The sequence below is a fragment of the Avibacterium sp. 21-599 genome, assembly GCF_026226765.1.
Classification (GTDB): domain Bacteria; phylum Pseudomonadota; class Gammaproteobacteria; order Enterobacterales; family Pasteurellaceae; genus Avibacterium.
In genome coordinates this window covers 60763-72903 of sequence record NZ_JAKKOB010000002.1, presented here as the reverse complement: position 1 = coordinate 72903, position 12141 = coordinate 60763, and the positions used below count along the sequence as shown (strand labels likewise).

14 protein-coding genes are annotated in these 12141 nt (G+C 38.4%); 13 read left to right on the top strand and 1 reads right to left on the bottom strand.

The window, feature by feature from the left end; all coding sequences use genetic code 11:
* Window positions 1–115 precede the first annotated feature (115 nt).
* On the bottom strand, window positions 116–1129 hold the full coding sequence (gene glpX, locus L5B83_RS10280; RefSeq protein WP_250363810.1) for a class II fructose-bisphosphatase: 1014 nt from the start codon (window positions 1127–1129) through the stop codon (window positions 116–118).
* A gap of 155 nt (window positions 1130–1284) precedes the next feature.
* Between glpX and L5B83_RS10275 the strand changes: the two genes are divergently transcribed.
* The 13 genes from L5B83_RS10275 to L5B83_RS10215 all read left to right on the top strand — a co-directional run bounded on the left by L5B83_RS10275 (window position 1285) and on the right by L5B83_RS10215 (window position 12061).
* Window positions 1285–1503 carry a cell division protein ZapB gene (locus L5B83_RS10275; protein ID WP_250351246.1) on the top strand — a complete coding sequence of 73 codons (219 nt, stop codon included), beginning with the start codon at window positions 1285–1287 and terminating at the stop codon, window positions 1501–1503.
* A gap of 60 nt (window positions 1504–1563) precedes the next feature.
* Window positions 1564–2007 carry an FMN-binding protein MioC gene (gene mioC / locus L5B83_RS10270; RefSeq protein ID WP_250363809.1) on the top strand — a complete coding sequence of 148 codons (444 nt, stop codon included), beginning with the start codon at window positions 1564–1566 and terminating at the stop codon, window positions 2005–2007.
* Window positions 2008–2472: 465 nt separating this feature from the next.
* Window positions 2473–4362, top strand: a complete 1890-nt coding sequence (mnmG, locus tag L5B83_RS10265; RefSeq protein ID WP_265778455.1) for a tRNA uridine-5-carboxymethylaminomethyl(34) synthesis enzyme MnmG — start codon at window positions 2473–2475, stop codon at window positions 4360–4362.
* Window positions 4362–5000, top strand: coding sequence for a 16S rRNA (guanine(527)-N(7))-methyltransferase RsmG (gene rsmG, locus L5B83_RS10260; protein WP_265778454.1), 639 nt, complete (start codon window positions 4362–4364; stop codon window positions 4998–5000). The genes mnmG and rsmG overlap by 1 nt, the downstream gene beginning before the upstream one ends.
* Window positions 5001–5144: 144 nt before the next feature.
* On the top strand, window positions 5145–5540 hold the full coding sequence (locus L5B83_RS10255; RefSeq protein WP_265762471.1) for an ATP synthase subunit I: 396 nt from the start codon (window positions 5145–5147) through the stop codon (window positions 5538–5540).
* A gap of 8 nt (window positions 5541–5548) precedes the next feature.
* Window positions 5549–6361 (top strand): F0F1 ATP synthase subunit A, encoded by an 813-nt coding sequence (gene atpB, locus L5B83_RS10250; RefSeq protein WP_250351241.1) that lies wholly within the window; start codon window positions 5549–5551, stop codon window positions 6359–6361.
* Window positions 6362–6413: 52 nt separating this feature from the next.
* Window positions 6414–6671 (top strand): F0F1 ATP synthase subunit C, encoded by a 258-nt coding sequence (gene atpE / locus L5B83_RS10245; protein WP_250351240.1) that lies wholly within the window; start codon window positions 6414–6416, stop codon window positions 6669–6671.
* A 55-nt stretch (window positions 6672–6726) separates the two neighbouring features.
* Window positions 6727–7197, top strand: coding sequence for a F0F1 ATP synthase subunit B (gene atpF, locus L5B83_RS10240; RefSeq protein WP_250351239.1), 471 nt, complete (start codon window positions 6727–6729; stop codon window positions 7195–7197).
* A gap of 13 nt (window positions 7198–7210) precedes the next feature.
* Window positions 7211–7759 carry a F0F1 ATP synthase subunit delta gene (gene atpH, locus L5B83_RS10235; protein WP_265778453.1) on the top strand — a complete coding sequence of 183 codons (549 nt, stop codon included), beginning with the start codon at window positions 7211–7213 and terminating at the stop codon, window positions 7757–7759.
* A gap of 12 nt (window positions 7760–7771) precedes the next feature.
* On the top strand, window positions 7772–9313 hold the full coding sequence (gene atpA, locus L5B83_RS10230; protein WP_265778452.1) for a F0F1 ATP synthase subunit alpha: 1542 nt from the start codon (window positions 7772–7774) through the stop codon (window positions 9311–9313).
* Window positions 9314–9334: 21 nt separating this feature from the next.
* A complete protein-coding gene (atpG, locus tag L5B83_RS10225; RefSeq protein ID WP_250351236.1) occupies window positions 9335–10204 on the top strand; it encodes a F0F1 ATP synthase subunit gamma in 870 nt (289 codons plus the stop codon).
* Window positions 10205–10220: 16 nt separating this feature from the next.
* Window positions 10221–11594 carry a F0F1 ATP synthase subunit beta gene (gene atpD, locus L5B83_RS10220; RefSeq protein ID WP_250363804.1) on the top strand — a complete coding sequence of 458 codons (1374 nt, stop codon included), beginning with the start codon at window positions 10221–10223 and terminating at the stop codon, window positions 11592–11594.
* A 38-nt stretch (window positions 11595–11632) separates the two neighbouring features.
* A complete protein-coding gene (locus tag L5B83_RS10215) occupies window positions 11633–12061 on the top strand; it encodes a F0F1 ATP synthase subunit epsilon (RefSeq protein WP_250351234.1) in 429 nt (142 codons plus the stop codon).
* The last annotated feature ends 80 nt before the right edge of the window (window positions 12062–12141 follow it).

The following is a 12141-nucleotide window of genomic DNA, read 5'->3' as shown; positions in this document are numbered from 1 at the left end:
GTTTGACAATTTACGATTGAAAAATAATGAAAAAAAGCACCGCACTTTAATTTGCGGGAAACCCCATTAGGCGGAGAACTTCCGCCTAGATGAGCATAAAACAAATAAAACGCGGTTAGGCATCAATTAAACGATAAAGTGCGGTGTCTTTTCTATCCAAATAATGCACAGATTGAATACGACGAATGGTACGTGAACGGCCACGAATCAGTAAGGTTTCTGTTGTCGCTAAATTACCGCGGCGATGAATACCTTTAAGCAAATCACCATTAGTAATACCTGTGGCAGAAAAAACAAGATTATCATCACGCACTAACTCTTCTAATTTCAGCACTTGATTCACTTCAATGCCCATTTCTTGGCAACGGCGAATTTCATCTGCCGCAATGGATTGATTTTCTGGCGAACTGCCTTTTACTTGATGACGAGGAATTAAACGCGCTTGCATTTCTCCCCCTAAGGCACGAATAGCTGCCGCAGCCACCACGCCTTCAGGCGCGCCGCCAATGCCATACAGCATATCTGCACCACCATCAGGCAAACAGCATAAAATTGATGCGGCAACATCACCATCTGGAATAGCCAAGACTTTCACTCCAAGTAGCTGCATTTTTTTAATGACTTCAGTGTGGCGCGGTTTATCTAGGGTAATCACTGTTAATTGAGAAAGTAATTTTCCCATTTTTGATGCCACACGGCGCAAGTTTTGTTCCAATGGTAAGTTTAAATCAATCATTCCTTTTGCTTCAGGACCTACGACCAATTTTTCCATATACATATCAGGCGCACGTAAAAAGGTCTCTTTTCCCCCTGCGGCTAACACAGAAAGTGCATTTGGTTGCCCCATTGCCGTCATTCTTGTCCCTTCAATAGGATCAACAGCAATAGAAACCTCTTCGCCGGTTCCTGTACCAATTTTCTCACCAATATAGAGCATCGGCGCTTCATCAATTTCGCCTTCGCCAATCACCACTTCACCACGCATTTCAATTTGATTTAACATCAATCGCATTGCTTGCACAGCGGCATCATCGGCGGCATTTTTATCCCCACGCCCCAACCAAGCAAAACCAGCAAGCGCAGCAGCTTCGGTAACTCGAGAAAATTCAATGGCTAATGCTCTATTCATTTTTTGATCCTTTGGTTGCTTAAAAATCGGCGTATTCTATCATTTCTGCAAACGATTGCGTTATAAAAAGATAAATTTTTTTGCGAAATCAATAAACTCAGGTAGAATAAGCATACATCTATGTTCATTAACCATTTTTTTAAAAGGAATCCACTATGTCGTTAGAAATTTTAGACCAACTTGAAACAAAAATTAAACAAGCCGTTGAAACGATTGAATTACTTCAATTAGAAGTTGAAGAATTAAAAGAAAAAAATAATCAAGCGCAACAACAAAACGAAACATTACGCAATGAAAATGAACAACTCAAGAGTGAACATGAAAACTGGCAAGAACGTTTGCGTTCTTTGTTAGGTCGTATTGATAACGTTTAATTTTATTAATAAAAATAGAGGCTTAGGTGATTATCTAAGCCTTATTTTTTAGGAGTAAAAATGAATAATAAAGTATGCTTAATTAGCGGTAGTACATTAGGTGGCGCAGAATATGTCGCAGAACATCTACAACAAGTATTAGAAACACAACAAATTTGTACCGCACTTTTTCACGGGCCTCATTTTGCCGAGGTGGCCAATGAACCCCTTTGGCTTATTGTAACCTCAACTCACGGAGCGGGAGAATTACCCGATAATTTGAAACCATTATTTGATGAAATTAAGCTACGAAAGCCAGATTTATCCCATTTGCGCTTTGCGGTGATCGGGTTAGGAAATTCCGATTATGATACTTTCTGTAATGCGGTAAACATTGTACAAGACCATTTAACTGAACAAAGTGCGCAACAAATTTGTGATCCTTTAACAATTGATGTTCTTGCTGTGGACGATCAAGAACAATATGCCGAAGATTGGATCCCGACTTTTTTATCTCATCTTTAACCTTAGATCTGATGATCATTTCATCAGATCGCTTCCTTGCTTTTTATGATCTCTTTAAATTTCATCTGTGGATAACTAAGAAGAAACTTGTCTAAATATTGTATTTACTCTGTAAATAAAAATACCTTAACGATTATCTGTGGATAACTTTTGCTTTTACTCACAAGATATACAGCAAGATCAAGCGGTGATCTAAACAGTTTTAAAAAGGATCTAACTCCTTTATTTTTAAATAAATTTTCCCCTTATTCACAAAGAGCAGCGATCCTAATAATTATCATAATAAGATCTTTATATATAAAAAGAGATCTTATATTTATAAGCAACGATCATTTTTCTTGATCCTTTGATCTTGTAAACAAAATTCACGGGATCTTCAATCTTCGATTTAAGCAATGATCAATTTGATGTAGAATACGCGGTTACTTTTATGAAGATCAAATTTATCACGCAATTAAGGTTATTATGTTTTATACGGAAAATTATGATGTGATTGTTATTGGTGGTGGACACGCAGGAACTGAAGCAGCGCTTGCACCAGCACGAATGGGATTAAAAACCTTATTATTAACCCACAATGTGGATACATTAGGGCAAATGTCTTGTAACCCTGCTATTGGTGGTATTGGTAAAGGCCATTTGGTAAAAGAAATTGATGCAATGGGAGGCTTGATGGCAACGGCTGCGGATCAAGCCGGTATTCAATTTCGTACGTTAAATAGCAGCAAAGGCCCCGCGGTACGTGCTACTCGTGCGCAAGCGGATCGCGTGTTGTATCGCCAAGCAGTTAGGATCGCACTTGAAAACCAACCAAATTTAGATATTTTCCAACAAGAGGTTACGGATATTTTGATCGAACAGGATCGTGTATCTGGTGTAGAAACCAAAATGGGATTAAAATTTCTAGCTAAATCCGTGATCTTAACTGCGGGAACATTTTTATCGGGTAAGATCCACATTGGAATGGAAAATTATGCAGGTGGTCGTGCTGGGGATCCGGCTTCAGTGAGTTTAGCTCATCGCTTGCGTGATCTTAACTTACGCGTAGATCGTTTAAAAACAGGTACACCACCGCGTATTGATGCGAGGACAATTAATTTTGATGTACTCGCAAAACAACATGGCGATGAAAAATTACCTGTTTTTTCCTTTATGGGATCGGTGGATCAACATCCTCGCCAAATTCCTTGCTATATCACCCATACAAATGAACAAACGCACGAATTGATCCGGAATAATTTAGATCGTAGCCCAATGTATGCAGGCGTGATCGAAGGCATCGGCCCACGTTATTGTCCTTCTATTGAAGATAAGGTGATGCGTTTTGCTGAACGTAATTCTCACCAAATTTATCTTGAGCCTGAAGGTTTGACTTCAAATGAAGTTTATCCAAACGGCATTTCAACCAGTTTGCCATTTGATGTGCAAATGGGCATTGTGAATTCAATGAAAGGGCTGGAAAATGCACGCATTATCAAACCGGGTTATGCCATTGAATATGATTATTTTGATCCGCGTGATTTAAAACCGACCCTAGAAACAAAAGCCATTAACGGGTTATTTTTTGCTGGACAAATTAACGGTACCACAGGTTATGAAGAAGCTGCTGCACAGGGCTTATTAGCGGGCATCAATGCGGGACTTTATGTTCAGGGCAAAGACAGTTGGTATCCACATCGTGATCAGGCTTATATTGGTGTGTTAGTTGATGATCTTTGTACCTTAGGAACAAAAGAGCCTTATCGAGTGTTCACTTCTCGTGCAGAATACCGTTTATTGTTACGTGAAGACAATGCCGATATTCGCTTAACCCCAATGGCGCATAAACTTGGCTTAATTGATGAAAAGCGTTGGGCGCGTTTTAATCAAAAAATGGAAAATATTGAATTAGAGCGCCAGCGTTTACGTAGTATTTGGTTGCACCCTCGTTCTGAACATTTAGCACAAGCGAATGCCTTGCTCAATAGTCCATTAAGCCGTGAAGCAAGTGGTGAAGATTTATTACGTCGCCCTGAAGTGAATTATCAATCTCTTACGCAATTAACCCTTTTTGCGCCTGCGATTGAAGATAAAGAAGCTGCTGAACAAGTAGAAATTGCGATTAAATATCAAGGCTATATTGAGCATCAGCAAGAAGAAATCGCACGTCAAAAACGTTATGAAAATACAGAAATTCCCGATAATTTTGATTATGATGCGGTATCTGGATTATCCAATGAGGTGCGGTCAAAATTAATCCAACATCGTCCTACTTCTATTGGACAAGCAAGCCGTATTTCGGGGGTAACTCCTGCGGCAATTTCTATTTTATTGGTGAACCTGAAAAAACAAGGTATGTTAAAGCGTGGTGAATAATGGCTAACATTGAACAACTTAAAGAAAAATTAAATTTTCTGCTAAAAAGCACCGCACTTTCTGTGAGCGATCAGCAAAAAGCGCAACTAGTTAAGCTCGTGGCTTTGCTAGATAAATGGAACAAGGCTTACAATCTCACTTCTGTGCGAGATCCGCAAGATATGCTCGTCAAGCATATTATGGATAGCCTTGTTGTCAGTCCTTACTTACAAGGTGAACGTTTTATTGATGTAGGAACAGGCCCCGGCTTACCCGGTTTACCCTTAGCCATTATCAACCCAGATAAAACCTTTGTGTTGTTAGATAGCTTAGGCAAACGCATTAGTTTTATTCGTAATGCGCTGCGAGAGCTAGGCATTACCAATGTTACGCCAGTATTGAGTCGAGTGGAAGAATATCAGCCTGAGGAACGCTTTGATGGCGTATTAAGTCGCGCGTTTGCCTCGCTTAAAGATATGACGGATTGGTGTATTCATTTACTCAATCAACAAGGCATTTTTTATGCTTTGAAAGGTATTTATCAACCTCAAGAAGCATCGGCGTTAAGCCCATCAATTCAGGTTAATAAGATTGTGCCTTTAGCCGTACCTGAATTAGTAGGGGAACGGCATTTGGTTTTACTAACAAAGAAAGCGTGATCGGGATAAAAAAACCGTAATAACTTCTGACAGAATATTTAGCATTGCTGTGCTTTTTTGTCAGCTTAGCTATTGCATAAAATCGTGGGAATTGTATAATTTATTTCGATTTTATAAGATGATTTTTTATAAGTAATCAATACGATGTCAAAAATTCTACAACAAACAAGAAAACAATATTATCGTATTTTAGTCATTGAAGGATTACTCATTAGTTTGCTCACGTTGAGTGCTTTTTTATTACTTACTGATGCACAGTTTTTATCCTTATTTGCTGGAATGATATGTGCATTTGTTCCGCAACTTTGCTTTTTGTGGATAATGTTTAGTAAAAACAAAAAAGACTTATCGCAACAAGTAAAACGTTTATACCAAAGTGAAGGGATCAAATTTGGCATAACGGTGATTTTATTTTCAATTTGTTTATTGAACTTAAACCCTATATTGCCCTTGCCATTATTTTCTGGCTACTTCGGCGTTATTATTGCCAATAATTTGCTTCCGTTGCTTTTTAGTCATCACACTACAATAAATTCATAGGAAAACATATGTCAGCGGAAGGTTCATCTCAAACATCGATTGAATATATCCAACACCATTTAACTTATCTTTCATCGGGAGAAGGTTTTTGGTCATTTAATCTTGATTCTCTTCTTTTTTCAATTGTTACTGGAATTATTTTCTTGTATTTATTCCGTCGTGTGGCAAAAAAAGCAACAACCGGAGTTCCAAGTAAGTTACAAGCCGCAGTAGAAATTTTAGTTGAGTGGGTTAATGGTGTAGTAAAAGAAAATTTCCATGGAAGTAGAGATTTTGTTGCACCTTTAGCACTTACTATTTTCGTCTGGGTATTTATTATGAATACCATTGATTTATTGCCAGTAGATTACTTACCACAAATTGCTGCAATGCTTTCAGGTGATCATCATATCCCATTGCGTGCGGTGCCTACTACGGATATGAACATTACTTTTGCGCTAGCATTGGGTGTTTTTTGTTTAATTTTATATTACACAGTGAAGTCAAAAGGTTTTTCTGGATTAGTCAAAGAATATACGATGCACCCATTCAACCATTGGGCATTTATTCCAGTCAATTTTGTTCTTGAAACAGTAACATTAATTTCTAAACCTGTTTCTTTGGCATTACGTTTATTCGGTAATATGTATGCAGGGGAATTAATTTTTATTCTTATTGCCGTAATGTATTCAGCTAATATGTTTGTAGCGAGTTTGGGGATTCCATTACATCTTGCGTGGGCTATTTTTCATATTTTAGTTGTTACACTACAAGCCTTTATCTTTATGATGTTAACGGTTGTTTATTTAAGCATTGCTTATAATAAATCAGACGCACATTAATTTCTTTTAACTTTAACGGGCTAAGCCCATTTTTAATCAAACGGAGAAAACTATGGAAACTGTAATTAGTGCAACAATCATTGCTTCTGCAATTATGTTTGCTTTTGCTGCATTGGGAACGGCAATTGGCTTTGGTATTCTTGGTGGTAAATACCTAGAATCAGCTGCTCGCCAACCTGAATTAGCTAACTCATTGCTTACAAAAATGTTTATTGTTGCTGGTTTACTTGATGCTATCGCAATGATTGCTGTAGGTATTGGTTTATATTTTGCATTTGCAAATCCATTTGCTTCATTATTAGGCGCATAACGGATAATTCTTTACTAGGTAAAGGGTTAATAACTAATAAGTTAGGAGGACCGTTGTGAATATTAACGCAACATTAATCGGGCAAACTATCGCCTTTGTGCTTTTCGTATTATTTTGTATGAAATACGTTTGGCCCCCGATTATTAAGGCGATTGAAGAACGTCAAAGCCAAATCGCAAATGCGTTAAGCTCGGCAGAAGTAGCAAAAAAAGAACAGGCTGATGTAAAAGTTTTGATTGAACAAGAAATGAATCAAGCAAAACTTCAAGCTCAAGAAATTGTGGATTTAGCGAATAAACGCCGTAATGAAATTCTTGAAGAAGTAAAAGCAGAAGCTGAAGCATTGAAAGCAAAAATTATTGAACAAGGTCATGCTGAAATTGAATCAGAGCGTAAACGTGTTCAAGAAGAATTACGTGCAAAAGTTGCTTCTTTAGCCGTTGCTGGTGCTGAGAAAATTGTGGGTCGTACAGTTGATGAAGCGGCAAACAATGACATTATTGATAAATTAGTTGCAGAATTATAGGAAGGTTGAGCTTATGTCAGAATTAACTACCATAGCTCGCCCTTATGCAAAAGCAGCATTTGATTTTGCCGTTGAACAGCAAGCGCAAAATAAAAGTGCGGTAGAAAAATGGACAGAAATGTTAAGTTTTGTTTCTCAAGTGGTTGAAAATCAAGAGATGCAAAATTGTCTTACTAGCGATTTATCTGCCAATAGCGTTGCTGATACGGTGATTTCAATTTGTGGCGACCAACTTGATCAATATGGGCAAAATTTGATTCGGTTAATGGCTGAAAATAAGCGTTTAACTGTACTTCCTGCAGTATTTGCACAGTTCCAACATTATGTCAGAGAACATCAAGCCATTGCAGAAGTGAATGTTGTCTCAGCTCAACCATTAAGTAAAGAGCAACAAGATAAAATTGCTGTAGCAATGGAAAAGAAACTTGCTCGTAAAGTTAAATTAAATTGCAGCATTGATAGTACCCTGATTGCAGGTGTAATTATTCGTACCGATGATTTTGTCATTGACGGAAGTAGCCGAGGTCAATTGGCTCGTCTAGCAAATGAGTTGCAATTATAAGAGGAATAAAAGATGCAACTAAATTCAACTGAAATTAGTGAATTAATTAAAAAACGCATTGCCGAGTTTAATGTAGTAAGCCAGCCTCGTAATACGGGAACCATTGTTTCTGTTAGTGATGGGGTTATTCGTATTCATGGGCTAAGCGATGTAATGCAAGGGGAAATGATTGCATTACCCGGTAATCGTTATGCTATGGCACTTAACTTAGAACGTGATTCAGTAGGTGCGGTAGTGATGGGACCTTATGTTGATCTTTCAGAAGGAATGGAAGTTCAATGTACAGGACGTATTCTTGAAGTACCAGTAGGTCGAGGTTTATTAGGCCGAGTAGTTAATACGCTTGGTCAGCCAATTGATGGAAAAGGTGAAGTTGAACATGATGGCTATTCACCAGTAGAAGTGATTGCGCCGGGTGTTATTGATCGTAAATCTGTTGATCAGCCTGTTCAAACGGGTTATAAAGCAGTGGATTCTATGGTACCAATTGGTCGTGGTCAGCGTGAATTAATTATCGGTGACCGTCAAACAGGTAAAACTGCATTGGCGATTGACGCCATTATTAACCAAAAAGACTCTGGTATTAAATGTATCTATGTGGCAATTGGTCAAAAAGCATCAACCATTGCAAACGTTGTGCGTAAATTAGAAGAACACGGCGCATTACAAAATACGATTGTTGTTGTGGCATCTGCATCTGAATCTGCTGCACTCCAATATCTTGCCCCTTATTCAGGCTGTGCAATGGGAGAATATTTCCGTGACCGTGGTGAAGATGCTCTCATTGTTTATGATGATTTATCAAAACAAGCGGTAGCTTATCGTCAAATTTCATTATTATTACGTCGTCCACCGGGTCGTGAGGCCTTCCCGGGTGATGTATTCTATTTACATTCTCGCTTACTTGAGCGTGCATCTCGTGTTAATGCAGAATATGTTGAGCGTTTCACGCAGGGTAAAGTAACAGGTAAAACAGGTTCTTTAACGGCATTACCAATTATTGAAACCCAAGCAGGTGACGTATCCGCTTTCGTTCCAACCAACGTAATTTCTATTACCGATGGTCAGATTTTCTTAGAGTCTAACTTGTTTAACTCAGGGATTCGTCCTGCGGTAAACCCAGGTATTTCGGTATCTCGTGTAGGTGGTGCGGCGCAAACTAAAGTCATTAAAAAATTGGCTGGCGGCATTCGTACCGCACTTGCGCAATATCGTGAATTAGCCGCCTTTGCTCAATTTGCTTCAGATCTTGATGATGCAACCCGTAAACAACTTTCTCACGGTCAGAAAGTAACAGAATTATTGAAACAAAAACAATATTCTCCATTAAGCGTTGCACAACAAGCATTAGTTCTATTTGCCGTTGAATTCGGTTATTTAGAAGATGTTGAGTTAGATCGTATTGCATCTTTTGAATCTGCCCTTTTAGAGTATGCAGCACATAATTATGCAGACTTTATGGATGGTTTAACCAAAACTGGCGATTATAACGATGAAATCAAAGCGACATTGCAAGCAATTTTAGATAATTTCAAAGCAAACAGCGCTTGGTAATTCACATAACGGAGAAAATCAATGGCAGGTGCAAAAGAGATAAGAACCAAAATTTCCAGTGTTCAAAGTACACAAAAAATTACTAAGGCAATGGAAATGGTTGCTGCATCGAAAATGCGTAAAACGCAGGATCGAATGTCATCTTCACGTCCGTATTCAAATGCAATACGCCGTGTAATTAGCCACGTGTCAAAAGCCAGTATTGGTTATAAACATCCGTTTTTGGTAGAACGAGAAGTAAAAAAAGTAGGTATCTTACTTGTCTCAACAGATCGTGGATTATGTGGCGGTTTAAATATCAACTTATTTAAGACCGCACTTCAAGAAATTAAAGGTTGGAAAGAAAAACAAGTGGAAGTTTCACTAGGCTTAATCGGTGCGAAAGGTATCGGTTTTTTCCAATCTCTTGGCTTGAATATTGAGGCTCAACATTCTGGTATGGGTGATACGCCTTCTGTTGAAGAGTTAATTGGTACGGCAAATCAAATGTTTGATGCTTATAGAGAAGGCAGATTAGATGCTATCTACATTGCTTATAATAAGTTCATCAACACAATGTCGCAAAAACCTACTTTAGAAAAACTTGTTCCTTTGCCTGAATTAGACAATGATGATTTAGGTGAACATACCCAATCTTGGGATTACATTTACGAACCTGAACCAAAAATATTGTTAGATAGTTTATTAGTTCGTTATTTAGAATCTCAAGTTTATCAAGCGGTGGTTGAAAATTTGGCTTCTGAACAAGCAGCTAGAATGGTGGCGATGAAAGCAGCAACTGATAATGCAGGTAATTTAATTAAAGACTTGCAATTAGTTTATAACAAAGCTCGCCAAACAAGTATTACAAATGAATTGAATGAAATTGTTGCTGGTGCAGCAGCAATTTAAGTAGAGAGGATCGATAATGGCAACTGGAAAAATTGTACAAATCATCGGTGCGGTTATTGACGTTGAATTTCCACAAGATGCTGTACCAAAAGTATATGATGCGTTAAATGTTGAAACAGGCTTAGTACTTGAAGTACAACAACAATTAGGTGGTGGAATTGTACGTTGTATCGCAATGGGTTCATCAGATGGTTTAAAACGCGGTTTATCCGTATCTAACACAGGTAAACCAATTTCTGTTCCAGTAGGAACAAAAACACTAGGACGTATTATGAACGTACTTGGTGAACCTATTGATGAACAAGGCCCTATTGGTGCGGAAGAAACGTGGTCTATTCACCGTGCCGCCCCAAGTTATGAAGAACAAGCAAATAGCACGGAATTACTCGAAACAGGGATCAAAGTTATCGACTTAATCTGCCCATTTGCAAAAGGGGGGAAAGTTGGTCTATTCGGTGGTGCGGGTGTTGGTAAAACCGTAAATATGATGGAATTAATCCGTAATATTGCGATTGAACACTCTGGCTACTCCGTATTCGCAGGGGTAGGTGAACGTACTCGTGAAGGTAACGACTTCTATCACGAAATGACAGAATCTAACGTATTAGATAAAGTGTCTCTTGTTTATGGACAAATGAATGAGCCACCGGGTAACCGTCTACGTGTTGCATTAACGGGTTTAACGATGGCAGAAAAATTCCGTGATGAAGGACGTGATGTTTTATTTTTCGTAGATAATATCTATCGTTATACTCTTGCAGGGACAGAAGTATCCGCATTACTTGGACGTATGCCATCTGCGGTAGGTTACCAACCAACACTTGCAGAAGAAATGGGTGCATTACAAGAGCGTATTACTTCAACCAAAACAGGTTCTATTACCTCTGTGCAAGCTGTTTATGTCCCTGCTGATGACTTGACTGACCCATCACCAGCGACAACCTTTGCTCACTTAGACTCAACCGTTGTATTAAGTCGTCAAATTGCTTCATTAGGTATTTACCCAGCGGTAGATCCACTTGATTCAACCTCTCGTCAATTAGATCCACTCGTTGTTGGTCAAGAACATTATGATGTAGCTCGTGGCGTACAAGGTATCTTACAGCGTTATAAAGAATTAAAAGATATCATTGCTATTCTAGGTATGGATGAGCTTTCAGAAGAAGATAAACTTGTGGTTGCACGTGCGCGTAAAATTGAACGTTTCTTATCACAACCATTCTTCGTTGCAGAAGTATTCACAGGCTCACCGGGTAAATATGTATCATTAAAAGATACCATTCGCGGTTTTAAAGGTATTTTAGAAGGTGAATATGACCATATTCCAGAACAGGCGTTCTATATGGTTGGTTCTATTGATGAAGTGCTAGAAAAAGCCAAAAATATGTAATCACTTCAAGCCAGATTAAAACTTGAAGGAGAATCACAATGGCAACATTAAATTTAACGGTTGTAAGTGCAGAAGAAAGCATTTTTACAGGTAAAGTAAAAAGCATTCAAGCCACAGGGATTGAAGGGGAGCTTGGTATTTTACCGGGCCATACCCCATTATTAACGGCAATTAAACCGGGTATCGTCAAATTGACCTTAGAAAATGGCAATGAAGAAGTTATCTATGTTTCTGGTGGCTTTTTAGAAGTTCAACCGAATGTCGTTACCGTCCTTGCGGATGTGGCAATTCGAGGTAAAGAGCTTGATGCAGATCGTATTTTAGCAGCAAAACGTCAGGCAGAAGAGAATATTGTTTCTTCAGCAAAAGATGCTAATTATGAATTGCTTGCAGCTAAACTTTCTAAAGAATTAGCTAAACTCCGTGCTTACGAACTGACCGAAAAATTAGTTAAAAACAAACGCTAATTTAACCGCATTTAAAAAACCACCTTCGGGTGGTTTTTCTTTTCTGTAGAGATAAAAAGTGCGGTAAAAAATCTCCAAAT

Bases quoted from the DNA above. Each gene is read 5' to 3' on its own strand.
- L5B83_RS10275 (WP_250351246.1), top strand. From the start codon at position 1,285: ATGTCGTTAGAAATTTTAGACCAACTTGAAACAAAAATTAAACAAGCC.
- atpH (WP_265778453.1), top strand. From the start codon at position 7,211: ATGTCAGAATTAACTACCATAGCTCGCCCTTATGCAAAAGCAGCATTT.
- glpX (WP_250363810.1), bottom strand. From the start codon at position 1,129: ATGAATAGAGCATTAGCCATTGAATTTTCTCGAGTTACCGAAGCTGCT.
- atpG (WP_250351236.1), top strand. From the start codon at position 9,335: ATGGCAGGTGCAAAAGAGATAAGAACCAAAATTTCCAGTGTTCAAAGT.
- mioC (WP_250363809.1), top strand. From the start codon at position 1,564: ATGAATAATAAAGTATGCTTAATTAGCGGTAGTACATTAGGTGGCGCA.
- L5B83_RS10215 (WP_250351234.1), top strand. From the start codon at position 11,633: ATGGCAACATTAAATTTAACGGTTGTAAGTGCAGAAGAAAGCATTTTT.
- atpB (WP_250351241.1), top strand. From the start codon at position 5,549: ATGTCAGCGGAAGGTTCATCTCAAACATCGATTGAATATATCCAACAC.
- rsmG (WP_265778454.1), top strand. From the start codon at position 4,362: ATGGCTAACATTGAACAACTTAAAGAAAAATTAAATTTTCTGCTAAAA.
- atpE (WP_250351240.1), top strand. From the start codon at position 6,414: ATGGAAACTGTAATTAGTGCAACAATCATTGCTTCTGCAATTATGTTT.
- atpA (WP_265778452.1), top strand. From the start codon at position 7,772: ATGCAACTAAATTCAACTGAAATTAGTGAATTAATTAAAAAACGCATT.
- mnmG (WP_265778455.1), top strand. From the start codon at position 2,473: ATGTTTTATACGGAAAATTATGATGTGATTGTTATTGGTGGTGGACAC.
- L5B83_RS10255 (WP_265762471.1), top strand. From the start codon at position 5,145: ATGTCAAAAATTCTACAACAAACAAGAAAACAATATTATCGTATTTTA.
- atpD (WP_250363804.1), top strand. From the start codon at position 10,221: ATGGCAACTGGAAAAATTGTACAAATCATCGGTGCGGTTATTGACGTT.